General features: G+C 60.3%; 20 protein-coding genes. 13 read left to right on the top strand and 7 right to left on the bottom strand.

From position 1 onward, the window contains the following. Positions 1–4: 4 nt before the first annotated feature. Positions 5–1,666 carry an alpha-amylase family protein gene (locus A6U98_RS04225; RefSeq protein ID WP_064648209.1) on the bottom strand — a complete coding sequence of 554 codons (1,662 nt, stop codon included), beginning with the start codon at positions 1,664–1,666 and terminating at the stop codon, positions 5–7. 224 nt (positions 1,667–1,890) lie between these two features. On the opposite strand from A6U98_RS04225, the gene A6U98_RS38105 reads away from it, so the two are divergent. Further along, positions 1,891–2,211, top strand: coding sequence for a hypothetical protein (locus A6U98_RS38105; RefSeq protein WP_064648208.1), 321 nt, complete (start codon positions 1,891–1,893; stop codon positions 2,209–2,211). A 62-nt stretch (positions 2,212–2,273) separates the two neighbouring features. Here A6U98_RS38105 and tyrS read toward each other — a convergent pair whose 3' ends face one another. Then, on the bottom strand, positions 2,274–3,530 hold the full coding sequence (gene tyrS / locus A6U98_RS04215; RefSeq protein WP_064648309.1) for a tyrosine--tRNA ligase: 1,257 nt from the start codon (positions 3,528–3,530) through the stop codon (positions 2,274–2,276). A gap of 131 nt (positions 3,531–3,661) precedes the next feature. Here tyrS and A6U98_RS04210 point away from each other — a divergent pair, with 131 nt between their 5' ends. Together A6U98_RS04210 and A6U98_RS04205 are read left to right on the top strand one after the other, a co-directional pair. After that, positions 3,662–4,780: an anhydro-N-acetylmuramic acid kinase gene (locus tag A6U98_RS04210; protein WP_064648207.1), complete on the top strand. Its 1,119-nt coding sequence runs from the start codon at positions 3,662–3,664 to the stop codon at positions 4,778–4,780. After that, the gene (locus tag A6U98_RS04205) at positions 4,777–5,304 is read left to right on the top strand and encodes a GNAT family N-acetyltransferase (RefSeq protein ID WP_064648206.1); all 528 of its coding nucleotides are present in this window, start codon (positions 4,777–4,779) and stop codon (positions 5,302–5,304) included. The genes A6U98_RS04210 and A6U98_RS04205 overlap by 4 nt, the downstream gene beginning before the upstream one ends. Here the strand turns inward: A6U98_RS04205 and A6U98_RS04200 are convergent. Both A6U98_RS04200 and A6U98_RS04195 read right to left on the bottom strand, forming a co-directional pair. Then, complete coding sequence (locus tag A6U98_RS04200; RefSeq protein ID WP_064648205.1) at positions 5,301–6,476, bottom strand: acyltransferase; 1,176 nt, start codon at positions 6,474–6,476, stop codon at positions 5,301–5,303. The genes A6U98_RS04205 and A6U98_RS04200 overlap by 4 nt on opposite strands. A 143-nt stretch (positions 6,477–6,619) precedes the next feature. Next, a complete protein-coding gene (locus A6U98_RS04195) occupies positions 6,620–7,297 on the bottom strand; it encodes an alpha/beta hydrolase (protein WP_003540001.1) in 678 nt (225 codons plus the stop codon). Between the two features lie 217 nt (positions 7,298–7,514). Between A6U98_RS04195 and A6U98_RS04190 the strand changes: the two genes are divergently transcribed. The 8 genes from A6U98_RS04190 (at position 7,515) to sufA (ending at position 14,987) form a co-directional block, all read left to right on the top strand. After that, positions 7,515–8,732 carry a cysteine desulfurase family protein gene (locus A6U98_RS04190; RefSeq protein WP_064648204.1) on the top strand — a complete coding sequence of 406 codons (1,218 nt, stop codon included), beginning with the start codon at positions 7,515–7,517 and terminating at the stop codon, positions 8,730–8,732. Between the two features lie 93 nt (positions 8,733–8,825). Next, complete coding sequence (gene sufB, locus A6U98_RS04185; RefSeq protein ID WP_003539987.1) at positions 8,826–10,295, top strand: Fe-S cluster assembly protein SufB; 1,470 nt, start codon at positions 8,826–8,828, stop codon at positions 10,293–10,295. A gap of 60 nt (positions 10,296–10,355) precedes the next feature. Next, positions 10,356–10,697 (top strand): GIY-YIG nuclease family protein, encoded by a 342-nt coding sequence (locus A6U98_RS04180; RefSeq protein WP_064648203.1) that lies wholly within the window; start codon positions 10,356–10,358, stop codon positions 10,695–10,697. Between the two features lie 101 nt (positions 10,698–10,798). Then, positions 10,799–11,554, top strand: coding sequence for a Fe-S cluster assembly ATPase SufC (gene sufC, locus A6U98_RS04175; protein ID WP_018445225.1), 756 nt, complete (start codon positions 10,799–10,801; stop codon positions 11,552–11,554). A 25-nt stretch (positions 11,555–11,579) separates the two neighbouring features. After that, positions 11,580–12,854 (top strand): Fe-S cluster assembly protein SufD, encoded by a 1,275-nt coding sequence (gene sufD, locus A6U98_RS04170; RefSeq protein WP_064648202.1) that lies wholly within the window; start codon positions 11,580–11,582, stop codon positions 12,852–12,854. Positions 12,855–12,866: 12 nt separating this feature from the next. Further along, positions 12,867–14,108: a cysteine desulfurase gene (locus A6U98_RS04165; protein WP_064648201.1), complete on the top strand. Its 1,242-nt coding sequence runs from the start codon at positions 12,867–12,869 to the stop codon at positions 14,106–14,108. Positions 14,109–14,120: 12 nt separating this feature from the next. Then, positions 14,121–14,501 (top strand): SUF system Fe-S cluster assembly protein, encoded by a 381-nt coding sequence (locus tag A6U98_RS04160; protein WP_003559708.1) that lies wholly within the window; start codon positions 14,121–14,123, stop codon positions 14,499–14,501. Between the two features lie 93 nt (positions 14,502–14,594). Next, the gene (gene sufA, locus A6U98_RS04155) at positions 14,595–14,987 is read left to right on the top strand and encodes a Fe-S cluster assembly scaffold SufA (protein WP_064648200.1); all 393 of its coding nucleotides are present in this window, start codon (positions 14,595–14,597) and stop codon (positions 14,985–14,987) included. Between the two features lie 58 nt (positions 14,988–15,045). Here sufA and A6U98_RS04150 read toward each other — a convergent pair whose 3' ends face one another. Beyond that, on the bottom strand, positions 15,046–15,351 hold the full coding sequence (locus tag A6U98_RS04150) for a flagellar basal body protein (protein WP_064648199.1): 306 nt from the start codon (positions 15,349–15,351) through the stop codon (positions 15,046–15,048). A 676-nt stretch (positions 15,352–16,027) separates the two neighbouring features. Between A6U98_RS04150 and A6U98_RS04145 the strand changes: the two genes are divergently transcribed. Then, positions 16,028–18,313, top strand: a complete 2,286-nt coding sequence (locus A6U98_RS04145; protein ID WP_064648198.1) for an FdhF/YdeP family oxidoreductase — start codon at positions 16,028–16,030, stop codon at positions 18,311–18,313. 27 nt (positions 18,314–18,340) lie between these two features. Here A6U98_RS04145 and A6U98_RS04140 read toward each other — a convergent pair whose 3' ends face one another. Further along, positions 18,341–19,387 (bottom strand): GH25 family lysozyme, encoded by a 1,047-nt coding sequence (locus A6U98_RS04140; RefSeq protein ID WP_064648197.1) that lies wholly within the window; start codon positions 19,385–19,387, stop codon positions 18,341–18,343. Positions 19,388–19,683: 296 nt separating this feature from the next. Then, the gene (locus tag A6U98_RS04135) at positions 19,684–20,268 is read right to left on the bottom strand and encodes a TetR/AcrR family transcriptional regulator (RefSeq protein WP_064648196.1); all 585 of its coding nucleotides are present in this window, start codon (positions 20,266–20,268) and stop codon (positions 19,684–19,686) included. 134 nt (positions 20,269–20,402) lie between these two features. Here A6U98_RS04135 and A6U98_RS04130 point away from each other — a divergent pair, with 134 nt between their 5' ends. After that, positions 20,403–21,371, top strand: a complete 969-nt coding sequence (locus tag A6U98_RS04130) for an SDR family NAD(P)-dependent oxidoreductase (protein ID WP_064648195.1) — start codon at positions 20,403–20,405, stop codon at positions 21,369–21,371. The last annotated feature ends 130 nt before the right edge of the window (positions 21,372–21,501 follow it).

The following is a 21,501-nucleotide window of genomic DNA, read 5'->3' as shown; positions in this document are numbered from 1 at the left end:
GTAGCTAAATCTCCGTCCGCCTCAGGAGATAGTCGAGACCGCCGACGCGATACCAGCGATAGCCGTATGCATCGAGCATGACGGTATGAAATCCTTTCTCGTCTGCCGTGCTGCTCGCGCCGTCGGCGATATCGATCAATAGCCGCCCGTCTTCGCCTCTATCGGGATCGAAGGTCACTTCCGCCGGCTGCGCATGCAGATTGTGCAGGATCAACACGGAATTGCCGCGCCAGTCATAACGAAGCGCCAGCACGCCGTCATTCCCGGTGTCGATCACAGAAAAGTCGCCCCAGCCGATCTCAGGGGCTTCCTTGCGCATCCGGATCATCCGCTCGGTCCAGTTCAGCAAGGAATTGGGATCGCGCCGCTGTTCGGCAACGTTGACATGCTGGAAGCCATAGGGGCCGTCCTTGATGACGGGCGAGATGGGCTTTTCACTTTTGGTGAACCCGCCTTCCGGTTCGGTCGACCACTGCATCGGCGTGCGTGCGCAGTTGCGCTCGGGCAGGCCCAGATCGTCGCCCATGCCGATTTCGTCGCCGTAGCGGATGACGGGCGTTCCAGGCAGCGAAAACAGCAGGCTGTAGGCCATTTCGATCCTGCGGTGGTCGCCGCCGAGCATGGGCGCGAGGCGACGGCGAATGCCCCTGTCGTAAAGCTGCATGTCCTTTTCAGGCCCGAAGGCGGCAAATACCGCGCCGCGTTGTTTTTCCGTCAGCCGGCCGAGATCCAGTTCATCATGGTTGCGGAGGAAGAGGCCCCATTGCGCGGTCGCCGGGCGCGGTTTCGTGGCCTCCATGGCCTTCTTGAGCGGCCGCGTATCGGCGCTGGCGAGAGCATAAAACAGCGCCTGATTGACCTGGAAATTGAACATCATCTGCATGCGGTCGCCATCATCGCCGAAATATTCGAAATTATCCTTCGGCAGGATATTGGCTTCTGCCAGGATGATGGAATCGCCCAGGCGCCACTGCAGGAATTCGCGAAATTTCCTCAGCATATCGAACTGCTCGACAGGCTTGGTAACGTCGGCGCCTTTTGTCGCGATGATGAATGGGGCCGCATCCATCCTAAAACCGGAGACGCCGAGCTGGATCCAGAAGCCCATGATCTTGAGGATTTCCGCCTGCACCTCGGGGTTCGACGTATTGAGATCGGGCTGGTGATCGTAGAAGCGGTGAAAATAATAAGCCTTGGCTTTTTCGTCATAGGTCCAGGTCGTCTTCTGGACGCCCGGGAAGACCATGCCCTGATCGGCATTATCAGGCTTTTTCTCAGACCAGACATACCAGTCGCGATAGCGCGAGCGCGGATCGCTCCTGGCGTCCTGGAACCAGGGATGGTCCTTGGATGTATGATTGATCACCAGATCGATCAGCACCCGAATACCGCGCTGCTTGGCGCCGTGGGTGAATTCGACGAAATCGCCGAGCGAGCCATAGCGCGGATCGACGTTGTAATAGTCGGAGACGTCGTAGCCATCATCGCGACCGGGCGACGCCTGGAACGGCATGAGCCAGATCGCCGTCACGCCGAGGCCGGAGAGATAATCGAGGCGCCGCATCAGGCCCTGAAAATCACCCACGCCGTCACCATTCGCGTCCATGAATGTCTCGACGGACAGGCAGTAGATGACAGCGTTCTTATACCAGAGGTCGTTGATCATGCCGGGGCTCCAATCCAATCTGGTCGCAAATCCCGGCGGGCGGAAAAGGTTCCGATAAAGCATTCGGTATGTGGGTCGCTAAACTTCGCAGTAGAAAATGCGCAGGCTCCTCTTCGTCAAAACCGATTCCAAGCCAGGCTGACAAATCCGGCAGTGATGCTTTGCCTATTTTAGGAAAATCTGATGTACTATAATGCCCCGGCCGGGAAGCAACGGTCGGTGCAATGTCGGAGGATGCGATGCGGTGCGCCCGGACAGTTTCTTTTGCATCGGCCGCCATGATGGCCGTCACGATTTCCGACGTGTCGTTTTCTGCGGAAAAGAGCGCGCGGCTGAAATCGCAAGAGGCGGTCATCCGTTCCGACCACGTTCTGATGGTTCCCCTGGACGCAATGATGACGCCGCCGATCTTCTCGATCAGCTGGTGGTCGCGGGTGAAGCCTGCTTCTGGCGCCGATCCGCCGGCTATCTTCTCCGAGAGACCAAACGAGATGACGCGGAATACCGGCGGGGAGCTGAATGATCTTGCTCGCCGACCCGAATAGTGAGGCAAAGAAAAAAGCCGGCGCGGGCGCCGGCTTCCGTATCGGTTCGGAATTGAAGCCGCTTACGCCGCGCGGCGGATCAGGATGTGTTTCTTCTTGCCGAGCGAGAGCTTGATGACGCCGTCGGCGGTGATTTCGCCGCTGCCGATCATCTTGCGTTCGTCGCTAACGGCCTCGTCGTTGATGCGGACTGCGCCGCCCTGAACGTGACGGCGAGCTTCGCCGTTCGACGAGGCAAGGCCGGCACGAACGATCAGCGACAGCAGGCCGATGCCGCCGTCGAGTTCGGTGGCAGGGATATCGACCGAGGGCAGGTTCTCCGAGAGGCTGCCTTCCTCGAAGGTTTTGCGCGCGGTTTCAGCGGCCTGCTCGGCGGCCGGGCGGCCGTGCAGGATCGCGGTAACCTCGGTTGCCAGGATCTTCTTGACCTCGTTCAGCTCCGAACCACCGATCGCCGAAAGCCGTGTAATTTCATCCATGGGCAACGTGGTGAAGAGCTTGAGGAAGCGCGGCACATCAGCGTCCTCGGTGTTGCGCCAATATTGCCAGAAGTCGTAGACAGGCAGCAGATCGGCATTCAGCCAGACTGCGCCTGAAGCCGATTTGCCCATCTTGGCACCGGACGACGTCGTCAGCAGCGGCGAGGTAAGGGCATAGAGCTGCGGTGTCCCCATGCGGTGACCAAGATCGATACCGTTGACGATATTACCCCACTGGTCCGAACCGCCCATCTGCAGGCGGCAATCGTAGCGCTTGGCAAGCTCGACGAAATCGTAGGCCTGGAGGATCATGTAGTTGAATTCCAGGAAGGACAACGACTGTTCGCGGTCAAGGCGCGTTTTCACACTGTCAAAGGAAAGCATGCGGTTGACCGAGAAATGGCGGCCGACATCGCGCAGGAACTCCAGATAATTCAATGAGCGCAGCCACTCGGCGTTGTTGATCATCAGCGCGGCCGTGCCCGGCCTGCTGTAATCGAGGTAGTTCGAAAAGCAGCTTTTGATCGAGGCGATATTCTGCTCGATCGTCTCGATCGTCATCAGCTTGCGCGCCTCTTCCTTGAAAGAGGGATCGCCGACCATACCGGTGCCGCCGCCCATCAGCGAAATCGGGCGGTGGCCCGTCGCCTGCAGCCAATGCAGCATCATGATCTGTGTCAGGTGGCCGACGTGAAGACTGGATGCCGTCGGGTCATAGCCGATATAGGCCGTCACGGTTTCCTTGGCGAACAGGTCGTCGAGGCCGCTTTCATCGGAGATCTGATGAATGAAGCCGCGCTCTTTCAGCGTGCGGAGGAAATCGGACTTGAACTCGGACATGGCCTTCGTCTCTTGATATCTGCGCTCGCCCATCTGGGCCTCGCGCAAGTTCGTTGTTGTTGATCTGTCGCGGCGCGTTTAGCACTGTTTTTACAAAAGTGCATCCGGGAATCGCATGGGAGGCAAGCCTCATGGATGTCATCAGGACCGCGATCGGGCTGATGAGCGGCACGTCGATGGACGGAATCGACGTCGCGTTGATCAGGACCGACGGCCGCGGCTTCATTGAGCGCGGGCCGTTCATGGGCGTGCCCTATGACGCGGATTTTCGCGGGCAGCTCAAACGGGCGCTGGAACTGTCGCGTCCACTGACCGACAGGAGCGAACGACCCGCCGAGCTGCGCGCCATCGAACTTGAACTGACTGTGCGGCATGCAATTGCCGTTACGGCATTCATGAAACGTTTCGAGCTTTCTGCCGATGCAATCGATATCCTCGGATTCCATGGCCAGACGGTGCTTCATCGCCCTGACGAGGGATTGACGATCCAGATCGGCGACGGTGGGGAACTGGCGCGCCGAACCGGCATATCTGTGGTCTACGACATGCGCGCCAACGACATGGTTCATGGCGGGCAGGGTGCGCCGCTGGTGCCGGCCTATCACGCAGCACTTGCGGGAAAATTCCAGCAGGCGGGACAGGCGGTGTGCTTCGTCAATATCGGCGGCATCTCCAATCTCACCTTTATCGGCACGGATGGCCGGATATCGGCTTTCGATAGTGGTCCGGGCAATACGCTGATCGACCAGTGGGTGGAGATGCAGACCGGCAAAACTTATGACCCTGGGGGCGAGATCGGTGGACGCGGCAAGGTCGTGGCCAGCCTGGCGGAACGTTATCTGCAAAGCCCGTTCTTCCGCGGCAATGTTCGCCGGTCGCTGGACCGCGGCGATTTCGCGCCGCTTCGGCCCGAGGCGGCGAGCCTTGAAGACGGCGCCCGGACGCTGGCGCATGTCGCCGCCGCCTCGATCATCAAATCCGCCGGTTTCCTGCCCGAGACCCCAGCGATCTATATCGTCTGCGGCGGCGGGCGCCTGAACGCCACTCTCATGGCAGAGTTCTCAGTCATGGCCGAAAGGCTGGGCTCGCGGGTACTGAGCGCCGAGGAGGCAGGCTTCGACGGCGATGCGATGGAAGCCGAGGCCTGGGCCTATCTCGCCGTCCGGTCGCTGGACGGATTGCCGCTGACATTCCCCGGCACGACGGGCGTCGACACCCCCGTCAGCGGCGGGGTGCTGGCAACGCCATGAGAGAGCAGCGGGTCATGCTGAAGACGCCACGGCTGAGCCTCGTCATGTGGGACGAAGGCGATGCGGCCCTGGTGCAGCAACTGCATTCGACGATGGCGACGACCCGATATCTGTCCGGCAATGCGCCGTGGAGCCTCGAGAAGGCTGAGCAGCGGCTGAGAGGCTGGTTCGAGGAGCAGGCGCGCGACGGCACGACCAAATACAAGCTCCTCGCCGAGGATGGCAGCTTCCTCGGCCGCGCGGGGATTTCGAAGTTCGGGAACGAGCAATTCGAACTCGGTTATTCCCTGCGCGAGGAGGCGTGGGGCAAGGGCCTGGCGACCGAAGCGGCGAGCGCGTTGGCCGACTGGTTCTTCGAACGGCGGTTTGCATCGGGCTTCATCGCCTTCACGCATCCCGAAAACATCGCTTCGCAGCGTGTGCTGAGGAAGATCGGGATGCGGGAACGCGCGCCGATCTTGATCGATGGAGTGCTTGGGACGGCTTTCGAACTCATCGCCAGTATGCGGCCGACAAAGCTCTAACTCTTTACGGCGACCGGCCGGACATGGGATTCGCGCCCAGCCTGATTGCCATCCTCGACGCCCCTGACCTGGGCGATGAACGAGAATTTCTTGCGAAGGCCGAGGATCGGCTTCTCGATGAAATGCCAGGACAGCACCGCAACGGCGAGAGCCGATGGCAGGCCGACGAGATAGAGCGCCAGTGCACCGTATTTTGGGTAGAGAAACACTGATGGGAACGAGCTGATCCAGATCTGCAAAAACGGGTCGTGATAGAGATAGACGCCGTAGGAATAGTCGCCTTTCCTGAAAAAGGCCGGGATGGGCACCTCGGACAGGCCGATAAAGACGGTGATGTAGACGAGAGAGGTGATGACCAGGGGACGGTTGAGCACCGATTCCGTCGCACTGCTGTCGAGGGTGAGAATCGCGACGATGCAAACCAGGCTGGCGGCGGCGAACAGCCAGCGGGAATGCGGAATGACCGCTTTGAACTGAAAGACGACGATGCCCATCATGAAGGCCGTTATCAGCTGGGAGCCGCGGCTCATGAACAGGAAGCGAGCGATCGGCTTGATCGAGCCTGGCAACAGATAGGGCATCTTCTGCACGATAAGGCCGATGACGATGTAGGCGATCGTCACCGCCAGCAGCTTGTAGCGCGTCTTGACGATGGCGGTGATCATCAGGAACGACATGATGATGTAGCAGAAGATTTCCCAGGGAACCGTCCACAGAGCGCCGTTGACACGCTGGCTCGGATTATCCTGGAAAACGCCCGGAAGCTCGTAATGGATCCAGCCGACGATATTCAGGAAGTATTTGAAAAACCGCTGATCGGTAAAATATTCGGAATGATAAACGACTGTAATGATCGGCCCGATGATCAGCGAACAAACGACTATATCGACGGCAAGGGCCGGGACGATGCGCAAGCCTCGGTTGATCAGAAAATTCCGGAGACTCAGGCGCTGGGCGCTGCCGGCGATCAGAAATCCGCTCAAAGCGAAGAACATCGGAACAAGAGCGTATTCAGTGAACCAGAATACTGACCGCCTGATGAAGTCATTGTTGTCGGTTAACAAAAAGGAATGGGTCAATACGATGGAAAAGGCGAGCCCTATTCGAAGGAAATCGAACCCCGGACCAATTCCCCTATACTTATCCAGGACTTCCCCGAACGACTTGGTCATTGCGGACCTCGCTTTTGTTAGGATCGCGAGGACCCTACCGCACTGCAACATGGATTGCAACACGATAGGTGATCTGTTCCGGCACAGCCGGCCCGGTTGTGTTCCGGACCGTCATGGCATTGATGAGGCTGAGATTTGTGGTGTCAGCGAATCCGCTTGGCGGCCGGTTCCGGCACCAGTTCGCCGTTGAGGCGGCGGTCGAGATAATCTTCGCATTCGCCCATCAGCGTTTCCACCTGGCCGTTGAAAAAGTGGTTGGCGTTGGCGACGGTGCGGTGGGTGATGAGGATGCCCTTCTGGGTCTTCAGCTTCTCGACAAGGCCGTTGACATCCTTCTCAGGCGCCACCTTGTCGGCCTCGCCGTTGATGATCAGGCCGGAAGAGGGGCAGGGCGCCAGGAACGAGAAGTCGTAGGTGTTCGGCTGGGGCGAGATCGACATGAAGCCTTCGATTTCCGGCCGGCGCATCAAGAGCTGCATGCCGATCCAGGAGCCGAAGGAATAACCGGCGACCCAACAGGTCTTGGAATCGGGATGCAGGCTCTGCACCCAGTCGAGCGCCGAGGCGGCATCCGAGAGCTCGCCGGCGCCGTGGTCGAATTCACCCTGGCTGCGGCCGATGCCCCGGAAATTGAAGCGCAGCGTCGTGAACCCGCGCTTCTGGAACATGTAGAAGAGCTGATAGACGATCTGATTGTTCATCGTGCCGCCGAACTGCGGATGGGGATGCAGAATCAGGGCGATGGGCGCGCTTTTTTCCTTGGAGGGCTGGTAGCGGCCTTCAAGACGGCCGGCTGGGCCGTTGAAAATAACTTCGGGCATTGGTACTCCGGGTTTTATTTCGCGTTCGCGCTGCGTTGGATGACAACATGACTTGACTAGTGTTGTCAGCTTTTCTAAAACGCAGTTTAGAACAATTCGAAACTTGCATGGCGATCCACGCATCGTCGAATGTGTCATAAGGCAAGCCCGGCGGAAATTTCAAGAAAAATGAACCGCGGATGCTGAAGCAAGCTCGTCAAGCGCAGGACTGAAGATCATGGCGCCGCCACGCCTTTATCTCGACTGGAACGCCACAGCGCCGCTGCACCCCGCAGCACGCGCGGCGATCATGCGCGCCATCGACATTTTCGGCAATCCAAATTCCGTTCACGGCGAGGGCCGGGCCGCCCGCGCCGCCATCGAAGGCGCACGGCGCAAGGTGGCAGCACTTGCCGGCACCGATGCCGGCAATGTGGTCTTTACCAGCGGCGCGACCGAGGCCGCCAATCTGGTGCTGACGTCGGATTTCCGCATGGGCCGTACGCCGCTTCGGCTTGGCCATCTCTATTTTTCGGCGATCGAGCATCCGGCTGTGCGCGAAGGCGGGCGCTTCGCCAGAGAGAGGATGACGGAGATCCCGGTGACGGAAGCTGGCATCGTCGATCTCGATGCGCTCGGCCACCTGCTCGAAGCGCATGACAAGGCCGCCGGCCTGCCGATGGTCGCTATCATGCTCGTCAACAACGAGACGGGAATCGTGCAGCCTGTCGAGGCAGCGGCAAAGATCGTGCACGCCCATGGCGGGCTCTTCGTGGTCGACGCCGTGCAGGCGGCCGGCCGCATCGCGCTCGATATCGAAAAGATCGGTGCCGATTTCATAATCGTTTCCTCGCACAAGATCGGCGGGCCGAAAGGTGCCGGCGCGCTCATTGCGCGCGGCGAGGCGCTGATGCCCAGGCCGCTGATCCAGGGTGGCGGGCAGGAGCGGGGTCACCGCTCAGGGACACAGAATTCGCTGGCGCTGATCGGCTTCGGCGCGGCAGCAGAAGCGGCGGTCGACGAACTCGAGGCGCGCAACGCGGCGATCGGCGCGTTGCGCGAGCGGCTGGAAGCCGGCATGCGTGAGGCGGCAGCCGACGTGATGATCCACGGCGAAGGCGGCGAGCGTGTCGCCAATACGATCTTCTTCACCTTGCCGGGGCTGAAGGCCGAGACCGGACAGATCGCCTTCGATCTCGAAGGCGTTGCACTTTCCGCAGGTTCGGCCTGCTCATCGGGTCGGCTTGGCGAAAGCCATGTGCTGACGGCGATGGGCCGTGACGCCAAGCTCGGAGCGCTGCGCATCTCGCTCGGCTTTTCGACGACGGAAGAGGATATCGACAGAGCGATTGCGGCTTTCGCCAAGATCGCCAACCGGCGCAGGTCGGCGGGCGAGGCGGCTTGCCCCGTGTCAAAACTTGCGGAAACGCAAATTTCTGCTTGCCAATCGGGCTGAAAAGTCCCTTTTGGCCTCTTACATAAAGGGCAAGACAATTGCCCAAACACTACAAGCTGCCGGACCTTGTATCCGGCGAGATTGGAGAATGAGATGGCTGCGGTGCAGGAAACAATCGACCAGGTGCGCCTGATCGATGTGGACCAGTACAAATACGGTTTCGAGACCGTCATCGAGATGGACAAGGCGCCGAAAGGCCTGTCCGAAGATATCATCCGCTTCATTTCGGCGAAGAAGCAGGAGCCGGAGTGGATGCTGGAATGGCGTCTCGAGGCCTATCGTCGCTGGCTGACGCTGGAAGAGCCGACCTGGGCGCGCGTCGACTATCCGAAGATCGATTTCAACGACATCTATTATTACGCCGCGCCGAAGAGCACGCCGGGTCCAAAATCGCTCGACGAGGTCGATCCGGAGCTGTTGAAGGTCTATGAGAAGCTCGGCATCCCGCTGCGTGAGCAGGAGATTCTTGCCGGCGTCGAGAAGCCGAAGATCGCCGTCGATGCCGTTTTCGACAGCGTCTCGGTCGTCACCACCTTCAAGGCAGAGCTGAAGAAGGCCGGCGTGATCTTCATGTCGATCTCGGAAGCCATCCGCGAGTATCCGGAACTGGTACAGAAGTACCTCGGCTCCGTCGTTCCAACGAGCGACAACTACTATGCGACGCTCAATTCGGCGGTCTTTACCGACGGTTCCTTCGTCTTCGTGCCGAAGGGCGTTCGCTGCCCGATGGAGCTGTCCACCTATTTCCGCATCAACGAGAAGGGCACCGGCCAGTTCGAGCGCACCCTGATCATCGCGGAAGAAGGCGCCTACGTCTCCTATCTCGAAGGCTGCACGGCGCCGCAGCGCGACGAAAACCAGCTGCATGCGGCTGTCGTCGAACTCGTTGCGCTCGATGATGCCGAGATCAAATATTCGACGGTGCAGAACTGGTATCCTGGCGACAAGAACGGCAAGGGCGGCATCTACAACTTCGTCACCAAGCGCGGCGATTGCCGCGGCGACCGTTCGAAGATCTCCTGGACGCAGGTCGAAACCGGCTCGGCGATCACCTGGAAGTATCCGTCCTGCATCCTGCGCGGCGACGACAGCCGTGGCGAGTTCTATTCGATCGCCGTGTCCAACGGTCATCAGCAGATCGACAGCGGCACCAAGATGATCCATCTCGGCAAGAACACGTCGAGCCGCATCGTCTCCAAGGGCATCGCCGCCGGTGTGTCCAACAACACCTATCGCGGCCAGGTTTCGGCTCACCGCAAGGCGTCGAACGCGCGCAACTTCACGCAGTGCGATTCGCTGCTGATCGGCGACAAGTGCGGCGCCCATACCGTGCCCTACATCGAGGCGAAGAATTCGACGGCGCAGTTCGAACATGAGGCGACAACCTCGAAGATCTCCGAGGATCAGCTGTTCTACTGCCTGCAGCGCGGCATCCCGACCGAAGCGGCGATCGCGCTGATCGTCAACGGTTTCGTCAAGGAAGTCCTGCAGGAATTGCCGATGGAATTCGCCGTCGAGGCGCAGAAGCTGATCAGCATTTCGCTGGAAGGCTCTGTGGGGTAAACACGGTTTCCGTCATCCTCGGGCTTGTCCCGAGGATCTGCAGCGGCCAGAGAACAAAGGATGAGTGGTTTCGTCTACATGGTGTCCGACAAACCGCGAGGCGTGATCTACACCGGCGTCACGAGTGATTTGTACGGACGCATATGGGAACACCGCAACGAGATCCAGAAGGGCTTTACGCAGAAATACAGAGCAAAGAATCTTGTCTGGTTTGAGAACCACCCGAACATCGTGTTGGCGATCCGACGAGAGAAGTCTTTGAAACGCTACCTGCGTGAATGGAAAATCAAGCTTATAGAGGGCATCAATCCGACCTGGATCGACCTTTATGAGCGGATCGATAAAATCGAGAATATCTATCGACCGCATCCGAATACGCGGGAGTGGAGCGATTACAATTGAAGGCTTAGATCCTCGGGACAAGCCCGAGGATGACGATCGAGACCGATGAGCACGGTCAATCAGGCGGCACTTGGACCCGCCTTATGGACAGGAAGAACGAAATGCTTGAAATCAGAAATCTCCATGCCCGTATCGCCGAAGACGGCACCGAGATCATCCGTGGCCTGAACCTGACGGTGAAGGCCGGCGAAGTTGCCGCGATCATGGGGCCGAACGGCTCCGGCAAGTCGACGCTCTCCTATGTGCTGTCCGGCCGCAGCGACTACGAAGTCACCGAGGGCGACATTCTCTACAATGGCGAAAGCATTCTCGAGCTCGATCCGGCCGAGCGCGCCGCCAAGGGCATCTTCCTGGCCTTCCAGTATCCGGTCGAAATTCCGGGCGTTGCCACCATGCAGTTCCTGAAGGTGGCGATGAACGAACAGCGCAAGGCGCGCGGCGAGGACGAGCTGACGACGCCAGACTTCATGCGCCGGGTCAAGGATGCCGCCGGCAAGCTGCAGATCAATACCGAGATGTTGAAGCGGCCGCTGAACGTCGGCTTCTCCGGCGGCGAGAAGAAGCGGGCCGAAATCCTGCAGATGGCGCTGCTTGAACCGAAGCTCTGCGTGCTCGACGAAACCGATTCCGGCCTCGACATCGATGCGCTGAAGATCGTCGCCGACGGCGTCAACGCGCTGCGTTCGCCGGACCGCGCGGTCGTGGTCATCACCCACTACCAGCGCCTGCTCGACTATATCGTGCCGGATACCGTTCACGTGCTCTACAAGGGCCAGGTGATCAAGTCGGGCGACAAGACGCTGGCGCATGAGCTGGAAGCCAACGGCTATGCTGACATCATCGGCACGGCGGCCTGAGTTTCGGGTGGAAAGGACGACGTCCATGAATATGCAGACGACGAGCCGCCTGACTGCGGCCGAGACGGCGCTGATCGAGGCCTTCAACCAGCAGATCGGCGAACTGCCAGGCAATGGCGCGGTGACGGCCCTGCGCGACCGGCTTCTCGACGACCTGAAGAAAGCCGGCCTGCCGACGCGCCGCATCGAAGCCTGGCACTATACCGACCTCAAGAACCTGCTGCGCACTGTCCCGCAGCAGGCGGGCGATGCCGGCTCGCAAGCTTTGGAGCCGCTCGTTGCCGACTCCACGGTGCTGGCGGTGATCCAGGGCCATTCCAATCAGAAGGCTACGGTCGACGGTCTTGGCGTTTCCGCCTATTCCGAGCACCTGCTTGACGGTTCTGCCGCCAGTGGCCTGGATGCACTCGGCTCCGACGACGCGGTCGGCCGCATCAATGGCAGCTTCGTGCGCGACGGCTATGTCCTCGACGTGCCTGCCGATACCGACCTTGAAAACCCGCTCGAAATCCAGTTCATCCATGCGGGCGGGCAGACGCATACCCGCCTTCCCGTGTCTTTTGGTGCCGGTGTCAAGGCGACCGTCATCGAGCGTCACCGCACGGTGACCGGCGATGCAGCGCTGGTGTCCCATGTCAGCGACATCACGGTTGGCGAAGGCGCCGAACTGACCTGGATCATCCTGCAACAGCAGGGGGCCGACGATACGCATCTCGGGCAGATCCGCATCGATCTCCGCGCTGACGCCAAGCTGCGGTTTTTCGTCATCAATGCCGGCGGCAAGCTGGTCCGGCAGGAGCTGCATATCAAGGTGACGGGCGAGGGCGCCGATCTGACCCTGCGCGGCATCAACCTGCTCGGAGCGGAAAGCCATACCGACGTGACGATGGTGCTCGGCCACGACGTGCCGAATACCGGCTCGACCGAAGTCATCCGCAACGTCGTCTTCGACCGTGCCAAGGGCGTCTTCCAGGGCATGATCCGGGTGGCGCCCGATGCGCAGAAGACCGATGCCAAGATGGCCTGCAACACGCTGTTGATGTCCGACGATGCCGAATTCTCGGTCAAGCCCGAGCTCGAAATCTTCGCCGATGACGTGCAGTGCGGCCACGGCGCGACGGTGACCGATATCGACGCCAACCATCTCTATTACATGATGGCGCGCGGCATTCCGGAGAACAAGGCGCGGGCGATGCTCGTCAACGCTTTCGTCGCCGAGATCGTCGAGGAACTGGAAGACGAAGCCCTGGTCGAGGCGCTGGAAGGCGTGATTTCGGCCTGGCTCGAAAAGCACGCCTGATCGGATATATCAATGGACAAGATAGCGCCGGCCACCCAATACGACGTCGAAGCCATCCGTCGGGATTTTCCGATCCTGGCGGATAAGGTGCACGGCAAGCCGCTGGTCTATCTCGACAACGGTGCCTCAGCGCAGAAGCCGCAGGTGGTGATCGACGCCATTTCGCATGCCTACGCCCACGAATATGCCAATGTGCATCGCGGCCTGCACTATCTCTCGAATGCCGCGACGGATGCCTATGAGGCAGCGCGTGAGAAGGTTCGCCGCTTCCTCAACGCGCCTTCAGTGAATGACATCGTCTTCACCAAGAATTCGACGGAAGCGATCAACACCGTCGCCTATGGCTGGGGCATGCCGAAGATTGGCGAAGGCGACGAGATCGTGCTGACGATCATGGAGCACCATTCCAACATCGTGCCCTGGCACTTCATCCGCGAGCGGCAGGGCGCCAAACTCGTCTGGGTGCCCGTCGACGACGAGGGCGCCTTCCATATCGAAGATTTCGAGAAAAGCCTGACGGAGCGCACCAAGCTCGTCGCCATCACCCATATGTCGAATGCGCTCGGCACGATCGTTCCCGTCAAGGAAGTCTGCCGGATCGCGCATGAGCGCGGCATTCCGGTGCTGATCGACGGCAGCCAGGGCGCCGTGCATCTGCCTGTCGACGTGCAGGATATCGATTGCGACTGGTACGTGATGACCGGCCACAAGCTCTATGGCCCGTCCGGCATCGGCGTGCTTTACGGCAAGAAGGAACGGCTTTTCGAGATGCGCCCGTTCCAGGGCGGCGGCGAGATGATCTTCGAAGTCGCCGAGGACGTGGTTACCTATAATGATCCGCCGCATCGCTTCGAGGCCGGCACGCCGCCGATCGTGCAGGCGATCGGGCTGGGTTACGCGCTCGATTATATGGAGAAGATCGGCCGCGAGGCGATCGCCCGGCATGAGGCCGATCTTGCCGCCTATGCGGTCGAGCGGCTGAAATCGGTCAACTCGCTGCGCGTTTTCGGGACGGCGCCCGACAAGGGCAGCATCTTTTCCTTCGAGCTTGCCGGCATTCATGCCCATGACGTCTCGATGGTGATCGACCGGCAGGGTGTTGCGGTGCGCGCCGGCACGCATTGCGCCATGCCGCTCTTGAAACGCTTCGGCGTCACCTCCACATGCCGTGCATCCTTCGGCATGTACAATACCCGCGCCGAGGTCGATGCCCTGGCCGATGCGCTTGATTATGCGCGCAAGTTCTTTGCTTGAGGAGTGTCCGTGATGAGCCTGGACGAAAGCGAACAGAAGATCGACGTGCGCGAAGGCATCGTGCATTCCAGCATTCCGGCCGATGAGCTGGCGCGGCTCAGCGACGACGTCATCAGCGCGCTGAAGACGGTCTACGATCCGGAAATTCCCGCCGACATCTTCGAGCTCGGTCTGATCTACAAGATCGACATCGAGGACGACCGGATGGTGAAAATCATGATGACGCTGACCGCACCCGGCTGCCCGGTAGCCGGTGAAATGCCAGGTTGGGTCGAAAACGCCGTCGGCGCCGTCGAAGGCGTGTCGGGTGTCGAGGTGGCAATGACTTTCGATCCGCCGTGGACGCCGGACCGCATGTCGGAAGAGGCGCAGGTCGCGGTCGGCTGGTACTGACATCCCGCGGTATTGATCCGTTTACTTCAGGGTACTACATTTGAATCACGATGCACCGGATCTTGACCCCGGTTGCGGAAGGAGAATGAGCCGATGGGCTTTGCAATCATGAGCATGACGGACGGTGCTGCGGCTCGCGTCAAGGCGATCGTCGAGAACTCGGGACCTGATGCCAAGGGCGTGCGCGTCGGCATCAAGAAGGGCGGTTGCGCCGGGATGGAGTATACCATCGACCTGGTGACCGAGCCCAATGTCAAGGACGACCTGATCGAGCGCGACGGCGCCAAAGTCTGGGTCGAGCCATCGGCAGCTCTCTATTTGCTCGGCACCGAGATGGGCTTCGAAACGACGACGCTCCGCTCCGGCTTCACCTTCACCAATCCGAACCAGACATCGGCCTGCGGCTGCGGCGAATCCGTCGAGTTGAAGCCTGCCGATCTCGCGACCCTTGCCGCCCAGCGCCAGGGCGAGCCGGCGCATTCCTGATAGCTTCAGAGCGGCGGAAATTTCTCCGCCAGCAAGTCTCCGATGAAATCGGGCGTGTTCAGTCGCGCTTGATGCTCATGAGCATTTCCCACATGTCGGCGCCAGTCTCGAAGACCACGGCATTTGCCTTGTAGCTCTGCTCGGCTTCGATCAGGGCGGTGAGTTCGGTGGCCGCATCGACATCTGACGGAGTCGGGCTGACGAGGGCCTGGACGCCGCCTGACTCAACGGAGGTGAGGCTGGTGTTCAGCCTGGCATAGCCCGGCGTGCTGCTATTTGCGATGTTGTTGGCAATCGCGCCGACCCGCGTCGTCTGTGCCCGCATTCCCGAAAGAGCAGTGCTCGTAATACCCGATATGCTCATCAGCCGTTTCCCCAGAACTGGATGATAACCTTGTAGCTGCGAGGATTTAGGGAATGCTGAAGGCATTGCGTTAGCAAAGGCCTTAGGTGAGGGCTTTATGCCGTCGCGTCTGTTTCGGATTGGCACGGGACTATATCCAGGACAGGCGGCAGCGGAGCGCCTTGCGACGGCTTTCGATACGGTCCATGGCTATTCTCTTAGCTGGAATGAACGAATTTCGGAGGTGGGGCGATCTGGCTGCGCGGTTGGCAATTTTGCGTTCCTGCTTCGCTGGCCTCGAAAGAATCGTAGAGCAGGACATTCAATGCTGGTGTAGCCGGACCTATACTTCTGTTTAGGTTCCAGCAGGAACGACGAGGTGGGGACAGGATGACTGGCTCAACAAGATCATCCCCGATACCTATGTATAGTTTCGTGGCCTGCTGCCGGGACGGTAAGGTCTGGGTGTCTCTCGGAAGTGACTTCCATGTGGAGACCGGCACCACGAATGTGCCGATAGACATCGGCATGTCCCCTCCCGCGCCGAAGTCTTGCGGATCCGACGATCCGCCAGGACCGCTCCGCCCCCTCGGAGCGGTCCGATCTTTTTTTAAAGGATGTTCGCGCCATCTATCGCATGGCATCCCTTTGCATTGATAATGGGCGCTGGCCCTCGGACGGATTTGTGGAGCAGGCGATGACCAAGAAGCGGCCGAAAGGCATCGAGAAATACACGGCCCCCGCCGGCGGCTGGGGTGCACTCAAAGCCGTTGCCGAAACCCTTACGCGCCAGCAGGTCATTGCGCAGGGAGCTGCGACGCTGCTGAAAGCCAATCAGCCCGAGGGTTTCGATTGTCCGGGTTGCGCCTGGCCCGATCCCAAACATACGAGTTCGTTCGAGTTCTGTGAAAATGGCGCCAAGGCGATCACTTGGGAATCCACGGCGAAACGTGCCGGGCCTGACTTTTTCGCGGCGCATACGGTCGCCGATCTGTGGCAATGGAACGACCATCAGCTGGAAGACCAGGGTCGCCTGACACACCCATTGATCTATGATCACGCCAGCGACCGTTACCTGCCGATCGGCTGGGAGGAAGCTTTCACGCTGATCGGCGCGGAACTGCGCAAACTGCCCGATCCTGATATGGCCGAATTCTACACATCGGGACGCGCGTCGAACGAGGCGGCATTCCTGTTCCAGCTTTTCGTCAGGGCCTACGGCACCAACAATTTTCCCGACTGCTCGAACATGTGCCATGAGGCGACCAGCGTCGGCCTGCCACACTCGATTGGCGTCGGGAAGGGCACGGTGACCCTCGAAGATTTCGATCATGCCGATGCGATCTTCAGCTTCGGCCACAATCCTGGCACCAACCACCCGCGGATGATGACAACGCTGCATGATGCTGCGAGGCGCGGCGTCCCGATCGTGGTCTTCAATCCCCTGAAAGAACGCGCGCTCGAGAAATTTGCGGCACCGCAGAACCCGGTGGAAATGGCGACTATGTCTTCGACACCGATCGCATCGGCTTATCATCAGCTGCGCACCGGCGGGGATCTCGCTGCCCTCAAGGGCCTGATGAAGCGGATATTCGAGCGCGACGATGACGATATCGCGGCAGGCGGCAAAGGCTTTCTCGACCGGGAATTCATCGAAGCTCATACGATCGGACTGGAGGCTCTCAAGGCCGATATTGCAAAGACGGAGTGGGCGTCGATCATAAAGAGATCAGGATTGACGCTCGAAGCGCTCGACAGTGCTGTTGATGTCTATCTCAACGCCCGCAACGTCATCCTCTGCTATGGCATGGGCATCACTCAACACAGCCACGGCACGGCCAATGTCCAGCAGCTTGCCAATTTCCTGATGTTGCGGGGAAATATCGGCCGCCAGGGTGCCGGTATCTGCCCGCTGCGGGGGCATTCGAACGTTCAGGGCGACCGGACCGTCGGGATCACCGAGATCCCCAACAAGGCGCTTCTCGACGGCATGGAGAAGGCCTTTGGCTTCCGCCCGCCACAGGAGAAGGGCCATAACGCGATCGAGGCTATCGAGGCGATCATCGAAGGCCGCTCGAAGGCGCTGGTCTGCCTCGGCGGTAATCTCGCCGTCGCCATATCCGATCCGGAGGCGACGTTCGAAGGCATGCGCAAGCTCGACCTTGCGGTCCATCTCGCGACAAAACCCAATCGATCGCACCTGCTGATCGCCCGAACCTCCATCATCCTTCCCGTCCTTGGTCGCACCGACCAAGACATTCAGGAGACGGGACCACAATCGGTGACTGTCGAAGATTCCATGTCGATGGTGCACGCCTCACGCGGTTTTCTGAAGCCGCCCGGCGACCAGCTAAGGTCCGAACCGGCGATCATCGCCGGCATCGCCAAGGCGACGCTGGGCACCAGATACGGTATCGATTGGGATGGGATGATCAGCGACTACAACCGCGTTCGGGAAAAGATCGAGGTGGTCTTTCCGGATTTCCATGATTTCAACAGCCGGGTCAGGCAACCGGGCGGCTTCCGGCTGACGGTGGCCGCCTCCGACCGGCAATGGCGCACGCCCTCAGGAAAAGCGCAGTTCCTCATCGCGCCTGGACTGGAGGAAGATCCGCGCCTTGCCGACGCAGACACGCTGGTTCTGACGACGCTGCGCAGCCACGACCAATACAACACGACGATCTACAGCCTCGACGACCGCTATCGGGGCGTCTTCGGCCGCCGTGACGTGATCTTCATGAACAGCGGCGATCTCTCCGCGCGCGGCCTCGCCGATGGCGATAAGGTCGATATCGAGTCGGTGACTGATACGGGTTGCAAGGCGGTCAAAGGCTTCACTGCAGTGGCCTACGATATCCCGGCTGGCTCCATCGCCGGATATTATCCCGAGATGAACCGGGTCATCGCACTTAGCGATTACGACCGGAAATCGGGAACGCCTGCTTACAAAGGCGTGCCGGTCAAGGTGCAAAAGTCCGCATGAGGATGGGAGGGCTCTCGCCAGGGTTCGCTATCGCGACGCCACCCAGTCGTGCCAATCGCTCTCGTTGCCGTTGAAGACGTTGAGGTCGATCTTGCCTTCGACGCCTTCGGAAAGGCCGGAGCCGGAATACTGCCAGAAGACCCACTTGCGGCCGGGATAGACCTTGGAGGGATGAGCGGCCACCGAGCGCAGCCAGAAGGGATAGTTGAGCAGCTGACCCTTCAAATTGTCGCGGTAGAAATCCGGCGCGGTATAGATGATCGGGCGCTGGCCGTAATGGCGCTCCAGCTTGTCCATGAAAACCTGCATCTTTTCCCGGACACGTGCGGGAGAGATGCGCCTCTTGCAGCTCGATTCGCCGTTCCATTCGACGTCGATGACGGGCGGAAGAGCGTTGGCTTCCCTTGGCACGTTGCGGATGAACCAGTCGGCCTGCTCACCGGCTGTCCGGCACCAGTAGAAGAAGTGATAGGCGCCGTGTTTCAGGCCGGCTTCCTTGGCCCGGCGCCAGTTCTTCTTGAACATCGGATCCAGGTGATCGCCGCCGTCGGTCGCCTTGATGTAGACGAAGTTTGCGCCTTGCCGCCGCAACGTCTCCCAGTCGATCTCGCCCTGCCAGCGCGACACGTCGACGCCGTGCACGGCAAGCTTTCTCGGCGAAGTGGAACCGAAGTTGATCGGCTTGGCATCGCGGAACCGGTGGCCGTAAATTTGCCCGCGTGTCGGCGATCTCGTGCCGACATCGGGCATTGCATTGCCCGCGGGATTGGCCGGGATCAGCAGCGCGACCGGCTTATCTGTCGGCAGCGGCATGCCGACCGGCCTGTCGGCCGGCACGAGCGCCCGCGGTTCTGGAACCCATCCCGCCCAGCGCAACGCCTGCTGCGGCGGGCTTGCCTGCGGCGCAGGATCGCCAACGGCGGCGGCGGGAATCGGGCCGCTCGGCTGGGCGATAGCATTGGTCGTTTCCGGCGACGGCACGTTGCCCAGCACATCTTCGGCGCCAGAACTGGCGGCGCATCCCGACAGGATCAGGGCGGCGAGGAGGATTGCTGGCACTGCCGATGGACGCATAAGAACCTGCACGCAAAACAAGGGATCGACGGTGATCCATATTGATGGAAGCCGCCTTTCTGAATTGCTAACAGAGACTTGCTAAGAAAGGTTAAATTTGATCCTTGCGCGCAAAAAGCATCCAGCCCCTCGACGCGGAAGGCGCGCCGAGTGGGAAGCAGGCCTGTTCGCGGCTATAGGGGCGATCCCATACGCCAACGAGATCTTTCACCGCGTGCGGGGAAATTTTCCATATCGATGTCGCCATACTCGCGCACCTTCATCCGAGACGGCCGTGCCGACAAGGTACGACAGCCTCAGCGTCTGGCTCTCATGCCCGCAATCAGAATATCGATGAGTTGTCTTGCCGCCTCCCGCCAGGCGGGGCCACAGCTGATGCTCGCGCCGCCCGCCAGCGCGCGCAGGATATCGAGCGGGTCCATCGCCAGATGGATTTCACCGGTGGCGACTGCGCGATCCACCAGCAGATTGACGGCACCTATGATCAAATCGGCAGAATCGGCATAGAGCTCGGAGGTGCCGCCGACCAAAGAATCCAGCACCTCCGACATGCCGTGTTTCGTCACGACATAATCGACGAACTGCACCAGCCACAGGCGAAGCGCTTCAACAGGCGGATGTGTCTCGGCAAGGCTTTTGGCGGCAGCGGCAAGCTGCGCCGTCTCATTGCGGTAGATGGCGGAAACCAGTGCATCGCGGGTCGGGAAATGGCGATAGAGTGTGCCGATGCCGACGCCGGCGATGCGGGCGATTTCCTCCAGGCTGGCGCTGGAACCCTTGTCGGCAAAGACGGTCTTTGCCGTTTCCATCAGCAGAAGACGATTGCGTTCGGCATCCGCACGCGGCTTTCGGACGGTGGACCCGTCACTTTTTTCGGCCATTTACGAGAAGTCCCCTTGATAAGCGGAGGCGCCCTCCGTATTTATCTGGAGGCATCCTCCTTTTATTCCATTTGAGGCCGGTGGGCAATGGTTCACCAGTCCGGAGCGGTGCGTCCATGATCAAGGAGATAATAATGAGTGGACTTTTTGGCGCGACATCAACCACCGATGAGGTGCTCGCCGGCGTCGATCTCAGGGGCAAGCGCGTGCTGGTGACGGGTGTTTCGGCTGGCCTCGGCGTGGAAACCGCACGCGTGCTGGCATCCCACGGGGCGCAGGTGACGGGTACGGCACGTGACATTGCAAAGGCGAGGGCGGCAACGGAAGTCGTGCGCGCGGATGCTGCCAATGGCGGCGGCCTTGAGATCGTCGAGGTTGATCTTGCCTCTCTGGCAAGCGTGCGCGCCTGCGCCGATGCGCTCATTTCGGATGGCCGCCCCTTCGATGTCGTCATTGCCAATGCCGGCGTGATGGCCGCTCCCTTCGGCCGCACCGCCGATGGCTTCGAAACGCAGTTCGGCACCAACCATCTCGGTCATTTCGTGCTGGTCAACCGCATCGCACCGCTCGTCAAATCGGGCGGCCGAGTGGTGATCGTCGCATCCTCCGGCCATCGCATGGCACCCTTCAGCCTCAACGACCTCAATTTCGAGAGCAAGACCTATGAGCCCTGGGCGGCGTATGCCCAGTCGAAAACCGCAAATATCCTGTTCGCGGTGGAACTCGACCGGCGCCTCAAGGAGCGCGGCATTCGTGCAACGGCACTGCATCCCGGCGGCATCCAGACCGAGCTTGGCCGTCATCTCGACCCCGGCATGATCGAAGGCATGATGGCGCAGATCAACGCGGCACTCGCCGCCGAGGGCAAACCGTCCTTCCAGTGGAAGACGATCCCGCAGGGTGCGGCTACCTCCGTCTGGGCAGGATTCGTCGCCCCGGCAGACGCGGTCGGCGGCAGATATTGCGAGAATTGCCACATCTCCGAAGTGACGGATGCGGAGATCAGCCCGATTTCCGAAGGCGTGCGCAGCTACGCGCTCGATCCCGAGACGGCCAGGGCATTGTGGGCCAAAAGCGAGGATATGGTCGGCGAGCGCTTCTAGCCGCTTCGACGCTGATGGAGGGCAGGGGAAAGGGAAACCGGTGCCCCTGCCGAGGAGTTGAACCTCGATCGGCTGCTAACCAGACGGGTTGGCCGCACACTTCTATCAGAATTAGGAAAGCCCCTTCCAT

The sequence above is a fragment of the Rhizobium sp. WYCCWR10014 genome, from assembly GCF_001657485.1.
Lineage (GTDB): Bacteria > Pseudomonadota > Alphaproteobacteria > Rhizobiales > Rhizobiaceae > Rhizobium.
Note: the sequence above shows the minus strand (reverse complement) of the source record. Positions and strands in the feature narration are given on the sequence as shown.

Bases quoted from the DNA above. Each gene is read 5' to 3' on its own strand.
- A6U98_RS04165 (WP_064648201.1), top strand. From the start codon at position 12,867: ATGGACAAGATAGCGCCGGCCACCCAATACGACGTCGAAGCCATCCGT.
- sufD (WP_064648202.1), top strand. From the start codon at position 11,580: ATGAATATGCAGACGACGAGCCGCCTGACTGCGGCCGAGACGGCGCTG.
- A6U98_RS04160 (WP_003559708.1), top strand. From the start codon at position 14,121: ATGAGCCTGGACGAAAGCGAACAGAAGATCGACGTGCGCGAAGGCATC.
- A6U98_RS04140 (WP_064648197.1), bottom strand. From the start codon at position 19,387: ATGCGTCCATCGGCAGTGCCAGCAATCCTCCTCGCCGCCCTGATCCTG.
- A6U98_RS04190 (WP_064648204.1), top strand. From the start codon at position 7,515: ATGGCGCCGCCACGCCTTTATCTCGACTGGAACGCCACAGCGCCGCTG.
- A6U98_RS04180 (WP_064648203.1), top strand. From the start codon at position 10,356: ATGAGTGGTTTCGTCTACATGGTGTCCGACAAACCGCGAGGCGTGATC.
- sufC (WP_018445225.1), top strand. From the start codon at position 10,799: ATGCTTGAAATCAGAAATCTCCATGCCCGTATCGCCGAAGACGGCACC.
- tyrS (WP_064648309.1), bottom strand. From the start codon at position 3,530: ATGTCCGAGTTCAAGTCCGATTTCCTCCGCACGCTGAAAGAGCGCGGC.
- A6U98_RS04145 (WP_064648198.1), top strand. From the start codon at position 16,028: ATGACCAAGAAGCGGCCGAAAGGCATCGAGAAATACACGGCCCCCGCC.
- A6U98_RS04210 (WP_064648207.1), top strand. From the start codon at position 3,662: ATGGATGTCATCAGGACCGCGATCGGGCTGATGAGCGGCACGTCGATG.
- A6U98_RS04195 (WP_003540001.1), bottom strand. From the start codon at position 7,297: ATGCCCGAAGTTATTTTCAACGGCCCAGCCGGCCGTCTTGAAGGCCGC.
- A6U98_RS04150 (WP_064648199.1), bottom strand. From the start codon at position 15,351: ATGAGCATATCGGGTATTACGAGCACTGCTCTTTCGGGAATGCGGGCA.
- sufA (WP_064648200.1), top strand. From the start codon at position 14,595: ATGGGCTTTGCAATCATGAGCATGACGGACGGTGCTGCGGCTCGCGTC.
- A6U98_RS04135 (WP_064648196.1), bottom strand. From the start codon at position 20,268: ATGGCCGAAAAAAGTGACGGGTCCACCGTCCGAAAGCCGCGTGCGGAT.
- A6U98_RS38105 (WP_064648208.1), top strand. From the start codon at position 1,891: ATGTCGGAGGATGCGATGCGGTGCGCCCGGACAGTTTCTTTTGCATCG.
- sufB (WP_003539987.1), top strand. From the start codon at position 8,826: ATGGCTGCGGTGCAGGAAACAATCGACCAGGTGCGCCTGATCGATGTG.
- A6U98_RS04130 (WP_064648195.1), top strand. From the start codon at position 20,403: ATGAGTGGACTTTTTGGCGCGACATCAACCACCGATGAGGTGCTCGCC.
- A6U98_RS04225 (WP_064648209.1), bottom strand. From the start codon at position 1,666: ATGATCAACGACCTCTGGTATAAGAACGCTGTCATCTACTGCCTGTCC.
- A6U98_RS04200 (WP_064648205.1), bottom strand. From the start codon at position 6,476: ATGACCAAGTCGTTCGGGGAAGTCCTGGATAAGTATAGGGGAATTGGT.
- A6U98_RS04205 (WP_064648206.1), top strand. From the start codon at position 4,777: ATGAGAGAGCAGCGGGTCATGCTGAAGACGCCACGGCTGAGCCTCGTC.